Raw genomic sequence first — 22,700 nt, 5'->3', positions numbered from 1 at the left:
TCACGGAGCGGGGGGAACGTGAGTGACCTCGATCTTGAGGCCCGCTTCCTTGAACAGCACTCGGAGTGCGCCCGCGAGTTTCTCCTCGGCGACGATCCACCGGATGGGGGTCCCGTTGGCGGCCTTGAACTGACGTCTCGCCTGCTCGAGCATCTGGTCACGCCCCTCGAAGTTCCCGAAGAACTCCAGCTTCTTGTTGATCCACTGCGCGTAGCCTGTGGCCTTGGTCTCGAGGAGAACTCCTTTATCGAAGCCGTCGAACTTCACGAACTTGTCGCCCAGCTTGACGCGGTAGACGTAGCCTTCAGGTGCGCCCGTCACCTGCGCCTGATAGCGGCGCGACTGCTCGGGCATGCCTTCGTTCGCCTTGACCCATTCCCCCGGGCCACTGGAGTTGGGCGGTGGAGCCTGCGCGCCAGCCTTGCCGCCTGAGCTATCACGTGCCGCCATGGCGACTGCGTTGGGAGCCAGCGCGAGGGTGATCCCCTCGGCGCTGATAGCAGCCGATTCCACCTGAGCCAGCGCTGGAGCCGTGAAACGGATGCCGAACTGCGTCTCGGCCACCACCGCCGCCTGACCAGCTCCCGGCAGCTTGGGCAGCGTCGCCGCCATGCTCGAGGTGGAGTTCCCCATTGCCACCATCGCCAACATGACGAAGGCTCGCGCCGCCTTCTCTCCCATCGTGTCCCCGAACGTCTCTCCGGACGCGGAGATGGCCTCGAAGGTGGTGGCGGCATCCACTTCCTCCATCAGAACCAACCACCCATCGATGAGGAGCCACACCGTGTCCCAGCCCAAGTAGGCCATGGCGCCCACCGTCAGCAGCGCGGCTACACCCTTGCTCACCGGCTCGGGCAGCGCGAGCAGGAGCGCATACATGGTCAGGCCGCCGACGACTGTGGCCACGATGGCTTGAGGGTTCACCTGCTGCGCCAGCTCCTCCTTCATGGCGCCGAGCACCCGCGTGTGGGCAATGGCCATGGCCAGCGCGTATCTGGCGTCGCTGTCCAGGAAGGGCTTGTCCACCAGCAGCCGCAGACAGTCTCCGCCACCCCATCTCCGCTCGCACCATTGCAGGTAGGAGCGCTTCAACTCTGCTTGCTCGGGCAACAACCTCACGTTCGGGTGGGCGTCTGGCTCCGAAGCCATGAGCCGACTGTTTCTGCTCTCGTACCAGAACCAGCCGCTTCGCTCGGGCACGCCGAACAGCTTCCTTGCGTACTCCAGGGGACGCTCCGTGACCAGCACGGACGGAGCGTGCCTCATGACGGCTTGTCGGAACTCCTCTTCGTTCAGTTCCACTGGCTCCACGTCGCGGCGCGGGACGAGGACGATGGGCTCACCCTGGCCTGTGTTCAGGCGGACGACTTTCTTGGGGGCGCACGCCGAGAGGGATGCGAACAGCAGAAGAACCGCCCAGCGCCTCATGTGGAGCCTCCTGGCCACGGCCCCTGTGTGCCGGGAGCCTCGCCGGAATTACACGGGCGCCGTGACAGGCACGTCAATCACGGGGCCGTGAGGACACCTGGATCAGATGCCATTCCCTTTCTTGCTGCGAGCCATGGGGCCGGCTGTCGCGCATGCCGGGTGCTCCGCCGTGCTCGCTTCACCCTGCCATGCTGCCGGTGGGCACGCTCGTGGGCCACCGGCGTGTGGTGGGCTGGGCGGGCCGTGGCTCCCAGACCCTTTTAGTCGCCGCAGCCACCGCGTGCCTTCGGGCGTTCAGCCCCGGTCGGTGGAACCGAGGGCGTCGGCACATCGGACCAGCAGCGCGGGGATTCGCGCCGCTTCCGCCTCCACCGCCTGTCAGGGAGGGGTCCGTGTCGGGCCAGCGCGCCGCCGACTGGTATGCTTGTCATACCAGTTCGCAACCCGTCCGGCCGACAGGCAGGGGCTCGGTCCAAAAGGAGGGGGTACCCACGAGTGTCCTACTTCGGGCTCGGCGCGATCGACAGCCCGCGCTTTCCGCGGATCGTCTCCAGGTCACCTCACTGAGGCGAGGTCAGCCCGAGAGGGCGAAGCGCCTCGTCCCTCGAACGTTCCAGCCCGTGTTCTACGCGCTGCGAGAGACGCACACGCCCTGAGGGGCACCGTGACGAACCGCACCGCTCACCCTCGACAAGGCCTGCCCCGGCGTATCAACCTGCGCTCATCATTGACGGGCATGCACAGAGCGGGACGGAGACACCGGTCTCGGCACGGCTGACTCCGGGCACGGAGGTGGGCCCGTGGCGCGTGGTGGCCTGGGCGGGCCAGGGCGTTCATGGCGCCGTGTACCGCGCCGAACCTCGGCACTGCGCGCAGGGCCTGCCCGTGGCGCTCAAGGTGGCGCTGCGGCCCGGAGACCCTCGGTTTGCTCGCGAGGCGGAGCTGATCTCCCGCGTGCGCCACCCCAGTGTTCCTCGGCTGTGGGACTCCGGTACCTGGCAGTCTCCAGCCGGCACGCTCTTCCCGTGGCTGGCCATGGAGTGGGTGGAGGGTGTGCCCCTGTACCGCTGGGGCGGGCACCCGGATGTCTCCTCCCGGGAGTGTTTCCGCGTGCTGGCCCAGCTCGCCCGTGCGCTGGAGGCGCTCCATGCCCAGGGCGCCGTCCACCGGGACTTCAAGGGCGACAACGTGCTGGTGCGCTCCTCCGACGGCCGCGCCATGCTCACGGATTTTGGCCTGGGCTCCTTTCCGGGGGCTGAGCTGCTCACGCCTCCCGGTGCGTGTCTTGGCACTCCGCTCTACCGCTCTCCCCAAGCCGGCATGTTCGAGGTCAACTCCCGCGGAGACGGCTCGGTTCGCTTCGTCCACCAGCCCGCCGATGACCTCTACGCGCTGGGCATGGCGGCGTGCCGGCTGCTCACGGGGGAGTACCCGGAATGGGTGGACCCGGCGCAGGATGAGCATGGGAGGTGGCGGGTGCGTACCGTGCGCACTCCCGCTTCGCTCCGTGGCGTGGAGCCCACGGTGCGTGCCTCGATTCTGCGCATGCTCGCGGTACGCCCCGAGCAGCGCGGCACCGCAGCGGAGCATGCCGAGGCCTTGGAGCGAGCGTCGCGCCAGCCGCTCGAGCGGACCGGGCCCCGAGGGTCCGCGCGTCTGGGGTGGCCTTGGCTCGCGATGACGGCAGGGCTGGCACTGAGCGTGTGGACGGGGTGGGCGGTTTCCGAGCGACTCGCGGAGAAGCCCACCCCCGCGCAGGTGAGAATCGAAGTGGCGGGCCCGCGGGATGCAGGCACGGCGGGGCTGGGTGAAGCTGTGTCCAGCGCCTCCACCGCCCAGGCGCCGGAGCCCTCAGCCCCAGCGCCTCTCGCGGAGGACTCGCTCCCGGAGCCGCAACCGGGGCAACTGCGCCCCGATGCCAGAGGGCGATGCCCTCGCAAGGCCCAGGTTGTGCTCAACGGGGCGTGCTGGGTTCCGTTCGATGCAGCGCGCGAGCAGTGTGAGTCACTCGGCGGCAACGGCAAGCTGTTCAAGGGAAGGTGCTACGTCCCGGTCCTGACCCCGGAGCGTCCCTCGACGTCCCAACCCACCAACCCCCCCTGAACCGAGCTCCTGCTTCGGTAGGCCTCACCTCTGGCAGTCCACCTCTTGAGCAGATAGCCGGCGAAGCCTTCCCGAGCTGGCCGCGTGTGATGGACGCTACTCGACCGACCAGGTCACCGTGCCGCTGCAGCTGCCGGAGGAGGCGCAGCCCGCGCGGATCTGGAACGTGCCGTTGGTGAGGGTGGTGTAGCTCAGTCTCGAGCCTTCACCGTTGAAGCAGCTGTTGTCGTTGGCGGCAACCTGCGTGGCGGAAGGGCCATAGAGTCGCAGGTAGGTGTCGCCCGTGGCGCCACCGCAGGTGCTCACGTCGATCTTCTGGCCCACGGTGAGGGGGACGTTCAGGTTCACCGTGTTCTGCCGGGCGTCGTTGGTGTTGCTCGCGCTGAAGGCGTACGAGCCCCCATAGGTGATCTGCCACACGACCGTGGCGGTGCAGCTGCTGCTGGCGTAGCAGCCGCCGCGGATCTCGTAGGTGCCCCCAGCGGTACTGGTGAAGGTGAGGCTGGAGCCAGTGCCGCCGCAGGCATCGTCATTGAAGGCCAGCTGGATGAGGGGCCCGTAGAGCCGCAGGAATGTGTCGCCCGTGAAGGTGGCGCCCGGCAGACCGCAGGTGGCCACGGTGAGCGTCTGCCCCGCGGTGAGGGTCACCACCTGGTTCACGGTGTTCTGGTAGGCGCTGTCGGTGTTGCTCGCGCTGTAGCTGTAGGAGCCGGTCAGCGCCGAAGTGCCGACCAGGCCCTGGGCGACGAGGGCCTTGGACTCGTCGAGGGTGCCCTGCTCCGGTACGGCACGGGCCTCGTCGAGGGGGCCGCAGCCCACGAAGGCCAGGGTACACAGCAGGATTCCAATGACGCGGGCGCAGGGGATTCTCATGGACAGCCACTCCTTGGGAGTTGGGGACAGCGCCGCCAGCCAGATGGCCGAGCGGGGCACGCACGATGCTCGGATGAGTGGAACGGCTGCTATTCCTATCCGATGACCCTGACATGCTCGTTCTTGCTCAACACAGTCGGCCCCTGCGTATCAACCTGCGCTCATCGCGGTTCCCGAGCAGTGCGAATCGCTCGGTTCCAACGGCAAGCTGTTCAAGGGAAGGTGCTACGACCCGGTCCTGTCCCCGAAGCGTCCCTCGATGTCCCAGCCCACGCCTCCCCTGACTTCACGGAGAACCAGCCAAACTCGCGATTCAACGTCTGAATCCACATCACGCCCCAGCACCGCCCCTACTCCAGTATGGCGGACGTGGAGAGTGGAGCGTACCCTCCGCGGCCCATCGAGACGGGAGGAGACGCGCCATGAACTACAAGGGAAGCTGTCACTGCGGAGGCATCGCCTTCGAGGTGGAAGGGGACATCAAGCAGGTCATCTCGTGCAACTGCTCCATGTGCTCGCGGAGGGGCTCGCTGCTCTGGTTCGTCCCCCGGGACAGCCTGCGCCTGAAGACGCCCGAGCAGCAGCTGAGCACGTACACGTTCAACAAGCATGTCATCCAGCACCGGTTCTGCGCGAAGTGCGGCATCCACCCGTTCGGCGAGGGCACCGATCCGTCCGGCAACCGCATGGCCGCGATCAACGTCCGCTGCCTGGAGGGCGTGGACTTCACGGCCATTCCCGTCCAGCACTTCGACGGTCGGTCCCACTGAGCGCGCGCGAGCATCTGCTTGTCGAGCCTCGCTGACGGACAACCCCTCTGCTCCAGCCTGGGCTAGGGCGAAGGCAGCTGCGCGATCCACTCGCGCACGATGGCCTCCAGCGCGGCCCGCCGTGCCTGGAGGTCCTTCAGGGTGCCGAGCGTCACCAGGCAGCGATCCCTGGCAAGCCACTCCAGCAGGCCCAAGGGGTCCGCGATCTTCATCCCCGTGGTCGCGGTCTGCTTCGTCTTGGCCCCTGTGTGGAGGATGAGCCGGGCGCCTTCCTTGCCGCGCAGGTTGAACGTCGCGAAGTGGTCGGTCGTCTGGAAGCTCGGCGCGTTCCATTTGATGCCTTCGCGGATCTCCGGGCTGATGCCGAGGATGAGCTGCCGCACCGCCTCGATCTCCTTCTTCTGCGGATGATCCAGCTCGCGCAGAAACGCGATGACGTCCGGGTCCGTCCGCGAACCACCGGGTTCAGGCTTGCTGCCGGCGGACGCTTCAAGGGTGGCTTTCGTACGGCGGGGAGGCGGCTTGGAGGGAGGACGCTTCGTTCGAGTCGGCATGGGGGGTGCTCCGTGTCCGGATGCGAGCCTGATTAAAGCCGAAAGATCTTTCCCGCCTGGCCGGAATGACGAAGTCTCCAATCGAGCACAACACGCTGGCCGCAGGTGGCCACAGCGGGCTGATGATCTTCATGCTCGCACCCAACGCCTCCAGGCTGGCGACCGGGGGCGTTGTCGTGTCCTCGCGGCTCGACGGGAGACGTGTCTAGGCGGCGAGGGTGCTCACACGGGCCAGCAACGCGCTGAGCTCGACCGGTGGCTTCTGCTCGATGCGCCGGTACTGACGGCCGTCCTGGGTCCGGTCGACGAAGCCGGCCTCGAACAGCGCCCGGCGCAGCACGGCGGGATCGCCGAACAGGTGCCAGCGGTTCAACAGCTCGCTGATCTCGCGTTCGGTGAGGACGCGGCTGCTCGGAATGCGCGCCCAGAGCGCCCAGAGGCAGAGCTTCAGGTGAGGGGCCTTGGCCGGCCAGCGCAGCAGGCGCCCCTCCTCGTCGAAATGTCGCGCGACCTTTTCGATGAGCTGGTGGTCGGGAATGGGCTTCACTTCCTGTGGCGAGGCGAGGCGTTGCCTGGCCTCCGAGTCGGCGCGGAAGTGCTGGTAGTTCCGGAATCCAGCCGCGCGGCACAGCAGGTTGAGCATCTCCACGTGGCTCGGCTTGTGCTCGAGTTTTTCGAGCTGGTCGCGGAGCGAGCGGGCGAACGCCGAGAGATCGGCGACCTCCAAGGGGAGGGCGAGTCGGGACATGGCTTATCCTCGTATGCGCCGTTCCAATCAGGATGTCGGTGGTCGCCGGCTTACGACTCGGCACGGGGATAAGTGCGTGTCACAAGAGAGTGCAGGTTTAGCTCCCCTTGCGGGGCGGCGACGCCTCGGTGAGCTGCAGACCGGTAGCTGCTCTATAACACAAGCGGCTGGGCGGAGCGAGCCGGACCGGCGCCGGTAGAATCAACGCCTTCGGTTCGAGCGGTAGGCCTCGTAGAACTGGCGCATCCGAAAGAGATTCGGGCGCGTGTAGAAGGGCCTCGTCACCAAGACGGGCAATGCCCGGGGGCGGTACCCACCTCCTCAACCGGAGCGAGCTGATGTCTTGAGCCCAGAGGTGGCCGCTGCATGAAAGAGGTTTCCACACGTCGAAGTCGGAGGCGTTCGGAGATAGTGAGCTGTCCCCTCTCTGGGACATGGGTGGATTGGTTTCTAAGTATCTGAATTCACGGCCTTTTTTTGTGCGCGCCCAGCAACTCCGACGAACTGCATGCGACAACATGGCGGGGGGAGTCACCAGGGCGCCTGCCGTGGCGAGGGACCGGGCAGTACAGGGCCGGCGGTCCGCGCGGGCAGCGCGCTTCGAGAAAGAGGAGAAAGGAAGAGCCATGAGAGACACACGCATGACAACGATGGTCGCCCTGACGCTCTGCAGCCTGTTGGGAGCGTCGGCCTGTGGCCCCGCGCCGCAGACGGAGGGCCCCGCTGCTCCGAGCGCCGGGAGCGAGGCCTCCGCCGAGGCCGCGCTGAACAGTGCCGGCAACCCGCCTTGCAACAAGCTCATCATGCGGGCGAGCAAGAGCTATGTGGCGGTGCCCAGCCGCTATGCCTTCACGATGGGCATCCTGCGCTGCCAGGACACCAACGGGGACGGGCTGTCTGACCGCTTCCCCGTGGAGGGTTTCACCGGCCAGGTGCAGTACGAGCACAAGACGATCACGAACGCATCCAACACTCCTGGATACGTGGCGCTCGGCAGCTACCCCTTCAACCTGCAGGGCACCTTCTACGTGAGCGTCACGAACGGCACCTACCCGGTCAGCGTGACCAGCCTGAGCCACCTGGGCGCGGGCGTCTACAACAGCGTCACCCTCTTCCGCGCGCGGCCCGTGGACGCCAACCGCCAGCCCATCGGCGTGGAGTGGAGTGACTGGGTTCAGGTCAACTACAACACGCGCTACGGCCTGCTGCAGGCCAACCAGTTCTGGCGCACCACGCCGCCCTCGTACATCTACGGCTGGGAGCCGACAGTCCTGCAAGGCACCAACTTCGTGCACGGCCAGGCCTTCTCCGCGGAGGTGGGTTATCGCGATCCGGGCTACTTCCACTCTGGGAAGACGCTCCCGACGACGCAGGCGAGCGTCGTCATGTACTTCGTGAAGAACAACGCCTACGGCTACCACAACCCCTACTACAACTGGCCGGGAGACAACGCGGGGCCCCTGTGGGGCCAGGGCGCCTCCAGCAACCTCTTCTGGGTGCAGGATGTCCAGCCGTACACCGGGCCCGCCGCAGAGCGGTGGCTGTGGTCCAACGCCACCGAGTACTACAACCCGCTCTATGGCTCCTGGCAGAACGCGGACGCGCAGTTCTTGGGCAAGGCGCCCATCCGCGTCTACGGGGATGGCACCACCAGCGGCCCCGACGCGACCAGCACCTGGTTCGACGCTCCCGCGACGAACGACTCGGAGCTGCGCAACTACATCCTCGCGCCCGAGTATGTCGGCCGGGGCTGGGGCATCGTGGTCAACCACCTGCGCAACGGCGTTTCCGCGCTCTGGGCCGTGCACGCCAACATCTTCATGAGCAACGAGCTGCCCGGCATCACCGGCGCGGCCCGGCCGGTGCTCCACCTCAAGTACTACGAGGGCGATCAGGGCTACCTCGACTTCGCTGGCACCGGCGGGCACCGGGAGGACTGGTACCTGGACAGCGCCGGCATCCTGCGCATCGAGGGCCGGGCCGTCGGCCGTGAGGTGGGCGTCGGGGACGGGCGCCACCGCACGCGCTACCTGGGCGGAAACGACCCTGACCTGCGCCACCGGGAAATCATCAAGTTCCCCCACTACTGCGCCACCCGGGTGGGCGCGGGAGCGTGCTCGCTGGATCGCCCGTCCGTCCCGTGAGCCGCGGGGATTGATGCACTGCTCCGTCGGCTCCTCCCGCTGTGTGGAGCCGCGGAGCGCCCACGCCGTGCCCGAGCCGCGGGGATGCTCGAACGGCCGCGCTGGTGGGCTACACCGGCGCGGGCTCGACGCAGATGACGGTGGGGGCGAGCTCAACAAGCTGGCGGATAACATCGCGCTGTTCCGCGGCGCGGCCGGCATGCACTGGCGCAGCGACTACACTGAGTCCCTCCCGCTGGGGGAGGCGGTGGCCATCGGCCTGCTCCAGGAGATGAGCCTTGCCTTCAACGAGGATGACGCCTTCTTCCAGTTCACCCGGTTCAACGGTGTCCCCATCCGCATCCATGACGGCATTGTCGAGACGCTCATGAACCCTTGAGGCGCCGGGAACTCCTTGTCCGCCGCGAAAACGAACATGACGCCAAGGCGAGCGGGTAGGAGACTGCACCCGAGGAGACACTCATGCCGAAGACGATGACGCTGTCCCAGGTGATGAAGCAGCTCGAGTCCCAGGCCGACGAGAAGGTGCGCCAGCGCTACGTGCGCGATGGCGCGGGGGACAACGTCTTCGGCGTGCTGCTCGGCAAGCTCCGTGGCCTCGCGGAGGAGCTCGGGACGAACCACGGGCTCGGCCTGGAGCTATGGGCGACGGGCAACCACGAGGCGCGCATCCTCGCGTGCATGCTGCTCGATCCCTCGGCGCTCACCGAGAAGGAGGGGCGCGCGCTCCTCGAGCCGCTGTCGAACCCGACCCTGGTCGACGAGCTCGTTGGACGCGTGCTCGTGCATGCGCCCATCGCCGAGGCGCTGCAGGTGCGGTGGATGGACGGCAGCAAGGAGCTTCCCCGCCGCGCTGGGTGGAAGCTCCTCGCCGGGCGCATCGCGCGCGGGCTCGCGAAGGACCTCGACGTCCCCGCGACGCTCGCGCGCATCGAGCGTGAGCTGCCGCCCGCACCGTACCGGGTGAAGGAGGGCATCAACTTCTGCCTCGTCTGGATCGGCATCCACCTGCCCGAGTACAGAGCAGAGGCCATCGCCATCGGCGAGCGCCTCGGCCGGTGGGACACGCGACCGATCCCGAAGGGCTGCACGTCGAGCTACGCGCCGGAGTGGATCGCGGCGTCGCTCGCGCTGCGCCAAGGCGAGAAGACCGAGGCACGCAAGGCGATGGAGTCAGCCGCGAAGGCGAAGGCCGCTCCGGCCAGGAAGAAGACCGCTCCGGCCAGGAAGAAGACCGCCGGCAAGAGGCCATCTGCCTCGAAGGGGGCGCGCTGACATCGCGCGCCAGGCTCGACAGGACTTCGCACTCATCGCCCTGAACCTGGGGCGGACATGAACCGAACTGGTATGACAGGCATACCGGTTGGCTCAGACCGCGCCATGTCCCGGGCGGGAGGCACCTGGGAGGTCAGGCGACCGTCCCCCGGGGGAGCTCGAGCTGCTCCCAACGGCCACCGGTCATGATCGCGCGCTGCTCCGGAGCCGCGTTGAGCTCGTGCGGATAGCCCGGGGGGACGGCGCTGACCTCGTCCAGCCGCCGGAGCTGCTCCGGGCCGAGACGCACCGAGAGAGAGGCGAGGTTGTCGTCGAGCTGGGCGCGGGTGCGCGGTCCGATGACCGGGAGGACGCCCTTGGCGCGGACCCAGGCGATCGCCACCTGCCCAGGAGTCGCTCCGAGCTCCTGGGCCACCGCGGACAGGGCATCGAGCACGGCATCGCGCTTCTCCGCTTCCTGGTGGAGGACGCTCCCTTTGAAATTCGTCGCCCGTCCCTTCTCCCCCTGGCGGTACTTGCCAGTCAGCAGTCCACCCGCCATGGGGGACCACGCCATGACCCCCAGGCCCAGCCCCTCTGCCATGGGCAGCAGCTCGCGCTCGGTGGTGCGCTGGAGAAGGTTGTACTCGGCCTGGAGGGCGGTGATGGGGGCCCAGCCGCGCAGGTCCGCCGTGTTGGCGGCCAGGGCCACGCGCCATGCCGGGTAGTTGGAGAGGCCGCCGTAGATGATCTTCCCGGCGCGCACCAGGTCATCGAGCCCGCGAGCGATCTCCTCCATGGGGGTGACGCCGTCGTCCATGTGGACGAAGTACAGGTCGATGCGGTCCGTCCCCAGTCGCTTCAGGCTGGCTTCGACCGACTGCACCATCGCCTTGCGGTTGGCGCCGAGCTCGGCCAGCGCGGGATGGGACGAGGCGCCGCGGCTGTACTTGGAGGCGATGATGAAGCCGTCGCGGTGGGGACGGATGAACTCGCCGATCAGCCGCTCGGACTCGCCATGCTGGTAGTTGTCGGCGGTGTCGATGAAGTTGCCACCCGCCTCGGCGTAGCCCTGGAGGATGCGGTGCACCTCGTCTGGCGGGGAGCCGTAGCCGAGGGCGGTGCCGAACATGCCAGCCCCGAGGGCCAGCTCCGAGACCTTGAGGCCGGTTCGCCGGCCGAAAATCCTGTAGCGCATCGATGACTCCTCTGTACTTCCCTTGATGGGAAGTGGCACTCCAGATATGCGCCATGTCCATTGGAGTTTCAGCGTCGGATACGCCGCATTCATGGTTCAAAACGCCAGGAAGCGAGGGCTGTGATGGATGCTCTATCCGAGACCGTGAGCCTGCTCCGAACGAAGGGGCAGCTCTATGGCCGGCTGGAGTTCACCGCTCCTTGGGGCTTCGAGTTCCCCGGGGGCAAGGGCATCAGCCTGATGGTGACTCGCGGCTCCTGTTTCCTGGGCGTGGACGGACAGCAGCCGCTGGTCGCTCTGGTAGGCGGTGACTTCGTCTTCCTGTCCTCGCCGGAGAGCTACTCCCTGCGGAGCACTCCGGAGGCCCCCGTGCGTCCCATGGAGTCAGTGGTCTCTGCCGAGACCTTCCAGCGCCTGCGGGAAATCACCTACGACGGAGGGGCCAGGGGCGGCAGCGGCACGTCCGTCTCCCTGATCGCCGGGTGCTTCACGTTCGCGACACCCGAGAGTGAGTGGCTGGTCCGGCAGCTCCCTCCAGTGATTCACGTGTCTGCGTCCGGTGCGCACGCGCCCCAGCGGTTTCAATCAACGCTCCAGTTCATCGATGCGGAGCTCACGGAGAACCTGCCGGGAACTTCCGCGGTCGTGGACCGGCTGGCCGATGTGCTCTTCATCCACGCCGTGCGCAGCCGGATCCGCGTCCCCTACGGGGACGAGAGCCCGAGCTGGCTGCGTGCGCTGGCCGACCCGCGGATGGGCGAGGCGCTGCGGCTGATGCACACCGAGCCGGGCCATGCCTGGACGGTGCCGGGGCTCGCGCGCCGCGTATCCATGTCGCGGTCCGCGTTCGCCGCGCGGTTCCGCGAGCTGGTGGGGGTAACGCCCCTCGAGCATCTGACGCAGTGGAGGATGGTCCGCGCCGCGGGGATGATGCGGGAGGGGCGTCCCGTGAAGCTGGCGGCCATCGCATCCGCCGTGGGGTACGAGTCCGAGGGCGCCTTCGGCAAGGTGTTCCGGCGGGTCATCGGCGTATCCCCGGGGCGGTACCGCCAGGAGCACGCTCAGGAGCCCTCGGTGGGCAGCCAGGAAGTGAGCCTGCCCCGATTTCGTGGACACCCCCAATGAGTCGAAACGAGAGAGGATATGTCCATGGTGCGCACGAACCTGAGCTTGCGCACCCTCGAGGAGTGGCCCGCCGTTCGCTGACGTGAGCCTACTCGTGAAGTAGGCTGCGTGGGTCCGCCGGGGGCGAGTTGCTCCCCACGAGGTCCATACCATGGAGCGCGCGCCTGACTTCGCGCCGCACCCGGCCCTGCTTCCGGCGGGCACGGTGGTGGGGCGCTGGCGCGTGGTGGCCTGGGCCGGCCGAGGTGTCCACGGTGCCGTCTATCGCGCACTCCAGGAGATCCACGCTCAGGGTGCCGTCCACCGGGACATCAAGGGCGACAATATCCTCGTGCGCTACGCCGATGGCCGAGCGCTGCTCACGGACTTCGGAGCGTGCCACTACCCGGGAGCCGCCACCCTGACGCCTCTCACCGTGCACCCAGGCACTCCCGCCTACCGATCTCCGGAGGCCTGGTGCGTGGAGTTCAACCGCCACCGTTCGGTGCAGTACCGGGCGCAAGCGACCGATGACCTCTTCGCGCTGGGCGTGACGGCGTGCCGGCTCGTCACCGGCGAGTACCCGGAGCTGAGTGAGCCCCGGAGGGATGAGCGTGGGCTGTGGCATGTGGACTCCGTGATGCTTCCTGCCGCGCTGCGGAGAAAGGGGCGCATCGAGCCGCTGCTGCGCACGTGGATTCTGCGCCTGCTGTCGGTGCGACCGGAGGAGCGCGGCTCGGCGGAGCAGCTGGCCGAGGCTCTGGAGCAGGACTCAGCGCCGGGCTTCGCGGACGCGCCCGCTCCGCAGGTCAGCCGGGCTCATGGCCCATCACGGGCACCCGAGGCGCCAGCGACCGTGGCGACCATGCCCATGGTGAGCGCGCGAAGCAGCCTGGCCTGGTTCGCCCTGGCGGCGGCACTCGCTGTGGCCGTGGGGGCGGGGTGGATGGGGATCCGAGCGAGGGTGGACACGTTCTCTCTCGTCCAAGTCGAGGTTGCCGCCGCTGGCCGTCTGGCTGTGGGGACGGCGGGGCTTGGCGAGGCGGCCGCGCTCATGGCCACGAGGACCGCTGCTGAATTTCCAGCGCCGAAAGGGGTGGCGGAGGACACGCTGCCTGCTCCACTTCCAAACCAGCTCCGGCCCGACTCCAAGGGTCGCTGCCCTCACAAGAAGCAGGTGGCGCTCAACGGGGGCTGCTGGGTGGAGATGTCTCTGGATCGGGAGACCTGCGAGGCGGTGTCTCTCAGCGGGCACATGGGCCGCATGTTCAGGAACAGGTGCTACATGCCAGTCCTACGACCCGGACGGCAGCCCACCTCCAGCCCCACGAGCACACCGTGAGGTGTCCAGCCGCTGGAGGCTTCGAGCCGGCCCGAGCGGCGAAGCGGATTCCACAGCTGGGGAGGATCTGAGGCTCCCCTCATATGACACCGAAGACCTCGAGGAAGACGGGCTGCTCCCGCACGAGTTGGGCGAAGAGTTCTATGAGCGGGCGCAGTTGAGCTTCGGGCATGTTGGGAATGGCCTGGTAGTACATGAAACCCTGGCGGAACGGAGAGCAGGTGCGGCGCTTGGAGGTGTTGGCCTTGAGGTAGCGCTCCATGCCAAGGCGCTCCCCGGCTTCCCCCAGCGGACCGTCAGCCACACCAGCGGAGTGCGTAGGGCACCCACGAAGAGAACAGGTGCCACAGGTCGATGCCCTCGGTGGACAGCAGCCTGTCCACCTGTTTCACACCGTGTTTTCCTTTGGTGCCTCGGGCCACCGCCAGCGCCTGACCAATGGCGTATACCGACAGGCTCGCCGCGTGGATGACGCCGAAGGTGGCCATCGCCAGCGACAGCACCCGCTTGGCATGGAGGTCTTCCCCGCAGAGGTAGAAGAGGTAAGCGTGAACCTGCTGCTCGTTGATCGCGTTGAGTCTCACCCCACAAGTAGTGGCTCTTGGAGCCTGCCACACGGTGCCCCTGCTCACGGGTTCGACCACGCCGCGCCTTGCAACATCTCCTTGAGCCGTGGGTAGAGCGGCTCGATCCGCAGCGCCTGGCACCACTGCTGGAAGTACTCTGCGAGCCGGGCGCGGCGCTCGTGCGTCTCCGCGTGGTACAGCTCGAAGTCCTTGCGGTTCTGGACCTTGTCTCCCACCAGCATGGCGTTGACTTCCTCCAGCGGCGAGAGCCGGATGCCTTCCGGGGGCATGGGCTGATGGGAGAGGTACTCGTTGGCGACGGAGCGGTATTCCATCGCGAGTCCCAACACGAAGGCCCCGTCGGGAATCGGCTCCAGCGCTTGGGTGATGTGGGCGTACTGGCGCTTCAGGTCCGTGTCACTCTGGACGAGCGGGTGCAGGCAGAACGCTCGCATGGCCTGAAGCGACGCCCCGGTGTACAGAATGACCGCCAGTCCTTCATGGATGTGGCTCATGAGGGGCATCTGGCTGCGCCTGGCGCGCTGCGTACCGTAGAAGTCCTGGATGAGCCCGTGCTCCATGCTCTGAAGGACCCCCGACTTCTCGAGAGCGGCCCAGGTCGACGGATGCAGGGCAGAGGAGGAGGGCGGGGGCATTCTCAGGACGGACAGCATCTTACCCTCCGAGGCATCCGAAAATTTGCGTGAGCGAGATGACGCTCGCACAGCGAGTGTCACCACGCTCTAACGCGGAGTCGCTCCCTGTCGAGCGCGGCCATCAGGTGCCGTGCTCCATGGAGGGCTCACGTGAAAGCAATCCCAGGAATCATGGTGGTGGTGGCTTCGGTGCATGTCGCATGCGGTTCGCTGGAGAGCGAGAGTTCGAGCCAAGGCCCCACGCTCGAGACGACGTCGAGCAAGCTCCGAGGCCTCGCGGAGGAGCTCGGGACGAACCACGGGCTCGGCCTGGAGCCGTGGGCGACGGGCAACCACGAGGCGCGCATCCTCGCGTGCATGCTGCTCGATCCCTCGGCGCTCACCGAGAAGGAGGGGCGCGCTCCTCGAGCCGCTGTCGAACCCGACCCTGGTGGACGAGCTCGTCGGACGCGTGCTCGTGCATGCGCCCATCGCCGAGGCGCTGCAGGTGCGGTGGATCGAGCTACGCGCCGGAGTGGATCGCGGCGTCGCTCGCGCTGCGGCGAGGCGAGAAGACCGAGGCACGAAAGGTGATGGAGTCGGCCGCGAAGGCGAAGATGGCCGCTCCGGTCCGGAAGAAGAGCGCCGGCAAGAGGCGATAGCCACTGTTCTGGTGTGGGCTCGGGCTTGCCGGTCCCAGTTTGGAAACGGCTCGGTGCACGGGTTGAGCTCGGTGGACATCTCCGAATGGGACACGCCCGGTACGTTCGTGCCCAAGTGCGCCAACGACTGCACGCCCGAGGAGATCAAGCTCGAGGGCGGCAAGAACGCGGATGAGCAACTCCTGACCGACGAGCTTTTGACGGGAGCCTCTCGGGTCGACGAGCTGCTGGACCGGGTGAGAGCCGCCGATTGGGTCGACGGACTCCTGTCACGGTTGGGCGTGCACTGAGTTTGCGCTCGCCGCCACCCACGCGGCCGGGTCCTGCACGTTTGCCTCGCGGCAAACCGCGGTCTCCAGAACTCCCGGGACACTGCGAGAGCGCATGAGTCCCGAGCAAGTCGAGCCTGCTGCTCTTCAGGCCTTCAGGCCCTCGGGAACTTCGCTGGAGATCTTTTCCTCGGAAGAAGCCTGGGACTGCTTCGGGCGGTTATCGTCGAGCGTTTCAAGACCTCGGGCCTGCCGCAGCCATTGCGGCCAGTGACGAATCTCCTCCCTGGCGTCATCGATCTGCGCTTTGAGCCATCCCGGCTTTCTCACTGGCTTCCTCCTCACGCGGTTGCACCGCTCCTCGGAGTTTAAGGCCGATGCTTTCCACAATGGAGCCGAATCGCGCGAGATGTTCAATCTCCAGGGAGTTGTACACAGTGTAGTTTCCTGGATGCTTCGGAACTACCTTCGTAGGTACCCAGGCAAGCACACTGCCGCTCTGGTCCTTGCGCTCGCCCTTGAGTTCGAAGAATTCCATGTACCGCCTGGGCGCGATGCCCACGAACGGTGAAAAGATGACCTTGCCGGTGGACCCTCCCTCAGAGCCTTCCAAGGCGATGGAGTCTGAGTAGAGGCCCGCGGCCAGACTCTTGGGGTAGGGGTCAATGTAGACGACCCGCGAGATGCCTGCGGCGATGATGTGGCGCGCACACTCGTGACAGGGGAACGTCGTGACGTACATCACACCACCCTGCACCGATACACCGCGCCTGGCTGCTTCCATGAGCGCGGCCATCTCCGCGTGAACCGGGCGCATGAACTCAATGAGGTTCATCACCCGGGAGTCACTCCACGGCCCCGTCTTTTTGTGGAGGACCCACTCGCGCAGTTTCTGGACATCCAGTTCGCGGTAGGACTCCGCCAGCCACTGCTTTTCCTGCAAGAGCCGGAGCAGTTCGGAGATGAGATCGTGCTTGTGCCGGTCGCTGGTGTCCTCGCCGCCCACGAAGTCGCGTCCATCTGGCTCGTCTCCCTCCCAGTACAAGCCTCCTCCGGCCTTGGGCACTTCGTTGGTACCGACAGCGATCAGTTCTCCCGAGGGAGAGGCGATGGCCGAGCCCACTTGCCGCCCCAGTGCCGCAGAGCGCATGGCGGCGGCTTTCGCGAAGAAGATGCCCCATTCACTCCGGGTCGGCGTATGGAAGGGGTGGCCGAAGATGAGCCGGACGAAGCGCTGGATGCTGTGCTCCATCTCCTTGGGGTTCGTGGCATCGATGAAGACATCCGCCTCGGGAAAGGCCCGTTGAACGTCCTGGCCCATGGGCTCACCCATGTCGCGCTCATCGGTGCGTACGAGATCCTCGGCCTCGCTGCGCAGCTCCATGGGGCGCCACAGACCTCTGCTTTCGGAGATGCTCCGGGAGAGCTTGTCGACGCGCTTGTCTCTCGGGGCGTATGCGGACAGGAGGAAGAATGCGGGACCGTAGATCTTCCGGAGGGATTCGATCTCTTCCCGGCGTTTGAGCGAATGCAGAATGAACGCGCGGCGCGTACTGCGGCGCTCCGCCTTGAGCATCTCGTTTCGCTCGGCCCGCAAGGCGCTCAAAGCCAGCCATGCCATCGCATCCGCACATCCCATCTTCCGGCGCAACTCGGTCCCCGCCTGCATGTGCTCCTTGTAGTAGAGGTGCTTGTCCCCATGAGAGCTGAGACGGGTCTCCAAGCCCTCGATTTCGTGCAGCAATGACGAGAGGCGAATGGTCCGCGGATCGTAGTTCGCCTCCGCCATCAGTGCCGTGGAGAGTGCTTTGGCAACTGCCGTCAGATCTGTGCCGATGGCGCCCACCAGACCAATGACGAGTTCAGGAGCGGAGTTCGCGGCTCTGCGATTGTATTCATCTTTGTCCGCAGGGTCGTGCGTTCCGTTGCTCATGCTGTCATCCTCCCCGTTGCCAACACAGACTTGCGCATAACCCTACAACCTTGTGGCGGGCAAGAGAATGTCCGGATGGCATCGATGCGGGGGCACTCAACTGCGACACGCTGAGGAGCGGCACTGCGGGCGGGACCGACGCCTCTTACTGAGCCGTGCCGCTATCTTCCCCGAGCCCCTCAAGGCCGGAACATGACGTCCGTGCGCAGCAGGCTCGTTATCGCGGCGTCCCTCACTTCGGTAGAAGCGCGAGAGCCTTGGGAAGGGGTCCTTCATGAAGCGAAAAGATCCATCTGGGAGGCGGTGTGGCGGGCGCTTAGCGCTGTCCTCTTCTTCACGGCCTGTGGCACAGCCAGCGACGGAGTGCCTCGCCAATATGCTCAGGTCCCGGATTCCGTTTCGAATAGCGGCACGCTCCGAGGGGATGCTCAAACATCCTGGGCGCTCCCCCACACATGAGGAGTGCAAGGAGGTCGTCGGCACCGACAGCAAGGGGCAGCCCATCACACGAGCGATGCAGCTGGACCTGGAGCAGCATGCTCTCGCACTCCAGTGTGAGGTGTACCAGAAGGCCTTGGGTGGTGAGCTTGCACGGGTTCAGCCTCACCTGGGAGTCTACCGATGACCGAGCATTACCCTCGGATACGCCTCCGCGACCAGGAGGACTTCGAGCTGATGCGCGAAGGGTTGAGCATCAGCTTCTACATGCGGCATTCCCATCGGGAGCTCGGTGAGAACATCTTGCAGTCGCTGGAGACCTATGTCCGTGCCGTAGGGCCGCAAGCGTTGGGCTGGTACCTGGATGAAGAGGGAGAGCCACAGCCGCTGGATGAACGAGGCTGGGAGCTCACACGGAAGGAACTCCGCGAGCGCCAGTTTCCCATCATCCCGCTGAGAGACGGATCCGACAACGACAACCGCTATCGCTTCAACTACTGGGGCAAGGAGCTCCAAGCTCCTCATGTCGCGAAGAATCCGGGCGCGGTCTGCACGGCCACCTTCTGGCTCCCTACGGAGTTCCTGGAGGAGCATGGTCCAGCGCGTGTTCGCGAGCTCGCCATGGAGTGGGCGGCTCCCTTGCCCCTCTGCTCTGGGCACGGAGGATTGTCCTTCAATGCCGAGTACTCCCTGGTAGGCATCCGACAGCAGGTGGCCCGGTATTGGCTCCGGTATCCGGGCATCGACGTCTACGACTCACCCTCGGATCACTCCTGGGACATTGGAACCCGTGTGCGAGGCCCCTCCTGGCTCACGTTCCTGGGACAGCCTGTGCTGGGAGAGCTTGGTGGCGCCGAGGGGCTGCGCGCACGGCTCCACAGTCCTGGCACAACCGTTCAGGAGCTGGCCAGGGACAAGGTGCTCATCACCCTGGGCGCATGGCCCGAAGCGGGCGACACAGAGCGCGGGGATACGCTGCCAGCCTACCGGGAACTGGCCCGTGTCCTGGAGCCCTGGCTCTTCCGCGATCCAGATGGGCGCATGCTCGGCCAGTCCGAGGAAGACACCCGCCGGTGGGAGAGGCGCTTCCTCGACTAAGCTCGCCAGCGCACTCCGAGTCCTTCATGCCCGATGGAAGTCCACACGGAAACGCGCCACCGTGCACCGTGTGCTTGCCCGGCTGAAGACCGTGTTCCGCTCGGAGCCGCAGGGACGCTCGAACAGCACCCAGCTCGAGGCGCTGGAAGCCCTGTTCGCCAGACGCGGCCGGTAACCAGCCTCAATTGCTGGAGATCCGTTCCCAGCGGAAGGCGGGCCTCCTGCGCTGAAACTTCCGCTACCTTCCCGTCACTCAATGTTCCCGGGAATGCCTGCCCGCTCGCGGGGTTGCGAGGGACCGGACAGTAGGGGTGGCGGGGGCAGAGCCGACGGGTTAACGGGAGGCGCATGAGGCGTCAGCGGCGATCGAGGTGGGGACTGCTCCTGTGTGGGCTGGTGGCATCCGCGGTGGCGTGGGCGGGGCCTCCGTCCTCGGCCGTGGGCTCCGGCGCGCCCGATGAGGGCAACCCGCGCGTGGAGGGAGAGCTGCTGCTCGACGCCTCCCAGGTGAAGCCGGGAGACACCTTCCGTGTCGGCGTCCGCTTCCGGATGGACCCCGACTGGCACATCTACTGGAAGAACCCGGGCGACTCGGGCCTGTCCACCGACGTGACGTGGGACACTCCCGGCGTCACCGTGGGCGAGCTGCGCTGGCCCTTCCCGTCCACCTTCCGCACGCCGGACGGCTTCATCGTCACCTACGGCTACCATGACGAGGTGCTCCTCTTCGCCGAGGCGCGCGCCTCCGAGCAGGCCACGGGCAGCCTCACGCTGTCGGCCGCCGTGGACGCGCTCGTGTGCCGGGAGCGCTGCATCCCCGCCGAGATGGTCCTCTCGCGCTCGCTGCCCGTGGGCCCGGAGACGGTGCGCAACGCGGAGACCACCGTCGCCTTCGATGCCTCCCAGGCTCAGGTGCCTCGCACCGCCCAGGCCGCCAGCGTGGCGACGGCGCTCAAGCTGGACGCGCAGAGCCTCAAGACGGGCCAGCCCTTCACTGGAACACTGACCGTGTCCGCCACGGATGGTCAGGCGCTCCCCGGCGTGGAGCCCGGCTTCTTCGTCCCCGAGCGCGTGCGCGGCATCAAGCGCATGGACCTCGTCTCCGAGGCTCCCGGGCGGTTCCGGCTCCAGGGTGACGCCGCGGTGGAGGCTCCCAAGGAGGAGCCGCGCCTCAAGGGCGTGCTGCGGCTGGGCACCGCGAAGACGGGCTATCGCGCGCTCGAGGTGGATCTGCCGCTGGCGCCCGTGGAGGTCGTCCCCGTCGCCGCGAAGGCGCCTCCCACCGTACCCGGGCTGATGGCCCCGTCCGTGCCGCCTCCGGCACAGGCGCAGATGACGGCGCCCGCGGCGGCCGCTCCGGAGCTGTCCCTGGGCCTGGCGCTGCTGTTCGCCTTCCTGGGTGGCGCCATCCTCAACCTCATGCCGTGCGTCTTCCCCGTGCTGGCGCTCAAGGCCTACGGCTTCACCCGGCTGGCGCAGGAGGACCGGGGCCGCGTGGGCCGGCACGCCCTGGCGTACACCGGCGGCATCATCGGGACGATGCTGCTGCTGGCCATCGTCGTGCTGGTGGTGCGCGCGGGCGGCAACAGCGTGGGCTGGGGCTTCCAGTTCCAGGAGCCGCTCTTCGTCGCCGGCGTCTGCGGCCTGCTGGTGGCCTTCGCGCTCAACCTCTTCGGCGTCTTCAACGTGGGCACCGATGGCACGTCGCTGGCGGGCAAGGTGGACGCCTCGCACGGCCTGTCTCGCAGCGTGGGTGAGGGCGTGCTCGCCGTGGTGCTGGCCACGCCCTGCTCCGCGCCGATGATGGGCACCGCGGTGGGCTTCGCCTTCGCCGCCGGCACGGGCACGGTGCTCGCCATCTTCACCGCGCTGGGCCTGGGCCTGGCGCTGCCCTTCTGCGCGCTCGTGATGATTCCGGGCCTGGCGAAGCGGCTGCCCAAGCCCGGCGCGTGGATGGAGCGCGCCAAGCAGGTGCTGGGCTTCGCCCTGCTGGGCACCGCCGTGTGGCTGGTGTGGGTCATGGGCGGGCTGGCCGGCGTGGATGGCATGGCGCGGCTGCTCGCGTTCCTCGTGGCCGTGGCCATGGGCGCGTGGCTGTACGGGCTGGCGCAGGCCTCCGGTGGGACGCGGCGCCTGGTGGGGGTGCTGGCCGCGCTGGCGGTGCTCGTCACGACGGGCGGCTTCACCCTGCGCTTCGATGGCGCGGCTCCCACCGCGCGCGCCTCCACCGTCTCCGCGGCGCAGCCGTGGGACCAGGCCGCCGTGGCCGCGGCGCTCGAGGCCGGGCAGCCCGTCTTCATCGACTTCACCGCGGACTGGTGCCTCACCTGCAAGTTCAACGAGCGCACCGTGCTCTCGCGCGAGGACGTGCGCTCCGCCTTCACTCGCCACCAGGTCGCCTTCTTCGTGGCGGACTGGACGCGTCGCGACGAGCGCATCACCGCCATGCTCAGCGCGCACGGCCGCGCCGGAGTCCCCATGTACCTGGTCATCAGCCCCGCCACGCCGGACCGGCCCGAGGTTCTTCCCGAGCTGCTCACCGCGGACATCGTCATCCAGGCCGTGAAGCGAGCATCCGGGCTGGGCACCGATGCCACGTGAGTGGCTGGCGACTTCCAGTCTTCGCACCTTCCCTGGCGGGGGAGCACTTCCCTCGCCGCACCCCCCGTAGACCAAGGAGATGAACCGATGAAGCGCATCCTCACCGCCCTGGCGCTCACCGCCGCCGTGGGCTTCGCCGTCCCCGCCTTCGCCGCGGACACCGCCGAGGTAGGCAAGCCTGCCCCCGCCTTCACCCTCAAGGACGAGGCGGGCAAGGAGCACTCGCTGTCCCAGTACCAGGGGAAGATTGTCGTCCTCGAGTGGACCAACAAGGAGTGCCCCTTCGTCCAGCGCCACTACAAGGCGAAGACGATGCAGAACACCCTCAAGGGCTTCGATGCGAACAAGGTGGTGTGGCTGGCCGTGAACTCCACCAACACCGTCACCGCGAGCGCCGACGCGACGTGGAAGAAGGAGCAGGGCTTCGCCTACCCCGTGCTGCAGGACCCCGCCGGCACGGTGGGCAAGGCCTATGGCGCCAAGACGACGCCGCACATGTACGTCATCGATGAGAAGGGCGTGGTGCGCTACGCGGGCGCCATCGACGATGATCCGCGCGGCAAGAACGCCACCGCCGTCAACCACGTGAAGACCGCGGTGGACGCGCTGCTGTCCGGCAAGCCCGTGCCGGCCGCCTCCACCGAGCCCTATGGCTGCAGCGTGAAGTACAAGAGCTGAGCCCCGGCTCTCCCTGAAGTCCGGGCCTCCGTCCCTCGGCGGAGGCCCTCGCTTCATTCCCACCCGCTCCAGGGCCGCGCACGGGGCGAGCGGCGGAGCATGGGCGGGGCGCCTTGCCGCGCACCCGCACGCTTCGGACCTTCAGGACCGCATCCACCAGAAGGGCGTCGGCGGCTACGGCGCGGAGGAGGGCACGGCGCCGCGCAGCGCGCCTCCCGTCCGCGACAACAGCGGTCGTCAGCAGTAGCTGTCCCCAGCCCCGGACGCGGTGAGCGCGCAGCTCCTCGGCCCACGTCAGGAGA

Annotated in this window: 20 protein-coding genes and 1 pseudogene; 11 read left to right on the top strand and 10 right to left on the bottom strand. The window is 67.3% G+C overall.

The features are described 5' to 3' along the window. Positions 1-1,428 carry a restriction endonuclease fold toxin 5 domain-containing protein gene (locus KY572_RS01545; protein WP_456077657.1) on the bottom strand — a complete coding sequence of 476 codons (1,428 nt, stop codon included), beginning with the start codon at positions 1,426-1,428 and terminating at the stop codon, positions 1-3. 807 nt (positions 1,429-2,235) lie between these two features. On the opposite strand from KY572_RS01545, the gene KY572_RS01540 reads away from it, so the two are divergent. Next, a complete protein-coding gene (locus KY572_RS01540; protein ID WP_224240335.1) occupies positions 2,236-3,531 on the top strand; it encodes a serine/threonine-protein kinase in 1,296 nt (431 codons plus the stop codon). 96 nt (positions 3,532-3,627) lie between these two features. Here KY572_RS01540 and KY572_RS01535 read toward each other — a convergent pair whose 3' ends face one another. Then, positions 3,628-4,404, bottom strand: coding sequence for a hypothetical protein (locus KY572_RS01535; RefSeq protein ID WP_224240334.1), 777 nt, complete (start codon positions 4,402-4,404; stop codon positions 3,628-3,630). Positions 4,405-4,826: 422 nt separating this feature from the next. Between KY572_RS01535 and KY572_RS01530 the strand changes: the two genes are divergently transcribed. Further along, a complete protein-coding gene (locus tag KY572_RS01530) occupies positions 4,827-5,174 on the top strand; it encodes a GFA family protein (RefSeq protein WP_224240333.1) in 348 nt (115 codons plus the stop codon). Positions 5,175-5,236: 62 nt separating this feature from the next. Here KY572_RS01530 and KY572_RS01525 read toward each other — a convergent pair whose 3' ends face one another. Together KY572_RS01525 and KY572_RS01520 are read right to left on the bottom strand one after the other, a co-directional pair. After that, entirely contained in the window at positions 5,237-5,728 is a 492-nt protein-coding gene (locus KY572_RS01525; protein ID WP_224240332.1) for a DUF1801 domain-containing protein, read from the bottom strand. A gap of 205 nt (positions 5,729-5,933) precedes the next feature. After that, the gene (locus KY572_RS01520) at positions 5,934-6,476 is read right to left on the bottom strand and encodes a DUF2087 domain-containing protein (protein ID WP_224240331.1); all 543 of its coding nucleotides are present in this window, start codon (positions 6,474-6,476) and stop codon (positions 5,934-5,936) included. A 641-nt stretch (positions 6,477-7,117) separates the two neighbouring features. On the opposite strand from KY572_RS01520, the gene KY572_RS01515 reads away from it, so the two are divergent. The 3 genes from KY572_RS01515 (at position 7,118) to KY572_RS01505 (ending at position 9,895) form a co-directional block, all read left to right on the top strand. Further along, positions 7,118-8,620: a hypothetical protein gene (locus KY572_RS01515; protein ID WP_224240330.1), complete on the top strand. Its 1,503-nt coding sequence runs from the start codon at positions 7,118-7,120 to the stop codon at positions 8,618-8,620. 67 nt (positions 8,621-8,687) lie between these two features. Next, positions 8,688-8,999: a hypothetical protein gene (locus tag KY572_RS01510; protein ID WP_224240329.1), complete on the top strand. Its 312-nt coding sequence runs from the start codon at positions 8,688-8,690 to the stop codon at positions 8,997-8,999. A gap of 83 nt (positions 9,000-9,082) precedes the next feature. Continuing rightward, the gene (locus KY572_RS01505) at positions 9,083-9,895 is read left to right on the top strand and encodes a DNA alkylation repair protein (protein WP_224240328.1); all 813 of its coding nucleotides are present in this window, start codon (positions 9,083-9,085) and stop codon (positions 9,893-9,895) included. Positions 9,896-10,028: 133 nt separating this feature from the next. Here KY572_RS01505 and KY572_RS01500 read toward each other — a convergent pair whose 3' ends face one another. Beyond that, positions 10,029-11,072: an aldo/keto reductase gene (locus KY572_RS01500; protein ID WP_224240327.1), complete on the bottom strand. Its 1,044-nt coding sequence runs from the start codon at positions 11,070-11,072 to the stop codon at positions 10,029-10,031. A 123-nt stretch (positions 11,073-11,195) separates the two neighbouring features. Between KY572_RS01500 and KY572_RS01495 the strand changes: the two genes are divergently transcribed. After that, positions 11,196-12,197 (top strand): AraC family transcriptional regulator, encoded by a 1,002-nt coding sequence (locus tag KY572_RS01495; protein WP_224240326.1) that lies wholly within the window; start codon positions 11,196-11,198, stop codon positions 12,195-12,197. 151 nt (positions 12,198-12,348) lie between these two features. Continuing rightward, positions 12,349-13,518: a protein kinase domain-containing protein gene (locus KY572_RS01490; protein WP_224240325.1), complete on the top strand. Its 1,170-nt coding sequence runs from the start codon at positions 12,349-12,351 to the stop codon at positions 13,516-13,518. Positions 13,519-13,597: 79 nt separating this feature from the next. Here the strand turns inward: KY572_RS01490 and KY572_RS01485 are convergent, their stop codons facing one another. The 3 genes and pseudogenes from KY572_RS01485 to KY572_RS01475 form a co-directional block, all read right to left on the bottom strand. Then, on the bottom strand, positions 13,598-13,780 hold the full coding sequence (locus tag KY572_RS01485) for a hypothetical protein (RefSeq protein WP_224240324.1): 183 nt from the start codon (positions 13,778-13,780) through the stop codon (positions 13,598-13,600). Between the two features lie 58 nt (positions 13,781-13,838). Beyond that, positions 13,839-14,102 (bottom strand): annotated as a pseudogene (locus KY572_RS01480) (IS4 family transposase); the annotation flags it as partial. A gap of 44 nt (positions 14,103-14,146) precedes the next feature. After that, positions 14,147-14,665: a hypothetical protein gene (locus KY572_RS01475; RefSeq protein ID WP_224240323.1), complete on the bottom strand. Its 519-nt coding sequence runs from the start codon at positions 14,663-14,665 to the stop codon at positions 14,147-14,149. A gap of 505 nt (positions 14,666-15,170) precedes the next feature. On the opposite strand from KY572_RS01475, the gene KY572_RS01470 reads away from it, so the two are divergent. Next, on the top strand, positions 15,171-15,671 hold the full coding sequence (locus KY572_RS01470; RefSeq protein WP_224240322.1) for a hypothetical protein: 501 nt from the start codon (positions 15,171-15,173) through the stop codon (positions 15,669-15,671). Between the two features lie 126 nt (positions 15,672-15,797). Here the strand turns inward: KY572_RS01470 and KY572_RS01465 are convergent, their stop codons facing one another. Together KY572_RS01465 and KY572_RS01460 are read right to left on the bottom strand one after the other, a co-directional pair. Next, complete coding sequence (locus KY572_RS01465; RefSeq protein WP_224240321.1) at positions 15,798-15,980, bottom strand: hypothetical protein; 183 nt, start codon at positions 15,978-15,980, stop codon at positions 15,798-15,800. Then, on the bottom strand, positions 15,943-17,583 hold the full coding sequence (locus KY572_RS01460; protein WP_224240320.1) for an anti-phage dCTP deaminase: 1,641 nt from the start codon (positions 17,581-17,583) through the stop codon (positions 15,943-15,945). Before KY572_RS01460 ends, KY572_RS01465 begins: the two co-directional genes overlap by 38 nt. Positions 17,584-18,204: 621 nt before the next feature. Here KY572_RS01460 and KY572_RS01455 point away from each other — a divergent pair. The 3 genes from KY572_RS01455 to KY572_RS01445 all read left to right on the top strand — a co-directional run bounded on the left by KY572_RS01455 (position 18,205) and on the right by KY572_RS01445 (position 22,398). Continuing rightward, complete coding sequence (locus tag KY572_RS01455) at positions 18,205-19,119, top strand: DUF3396 domain-containing protein (RefSeq protein ID WP_224240319.1); 915 nt, start codon at positions 18,205-18,207, stop codon at positions 19,117-19,119. A 348-nt stretch (positions 19,120-19,467) separates the two neighbouring features. Further along, positions 19,468-21,720: a protein-disulfide reductase DsbD family protein gene (locus KY572_RS01450; protein ID WP_224240318.1), complete on the top strand. Its 2,253-nt coding sequence runs from the start codon at positions 19,468-19,470 to the stop codon at positions 21,718-21,720. Between the two features lie 87 nt (positions 21,721-21,807). Next, positions 21,808-22,398, top strand: coding sequence for a thioredoxin family protein (locus KY572_RS01445; protein ID WP_224240317.1), 591 nt, complete (start codon positions 21,808-21,810; stop codon positions 22,396-22,398). Positions 22,399-22,700 lie beyond the last annotated feature (302 nt).

The sequence above is a fragment of the Hyalangium gracile genome, from assembly GCF_020103725.1.
GTDB lineage: Bacteria > Myxococcota > Myxococcia > Myxococcales > Myxococcaceae > Hyalangium > Hyalangium gracile.
This window is presented reverse-complemented; position numbering and strand designations above follow the sequence as displayed.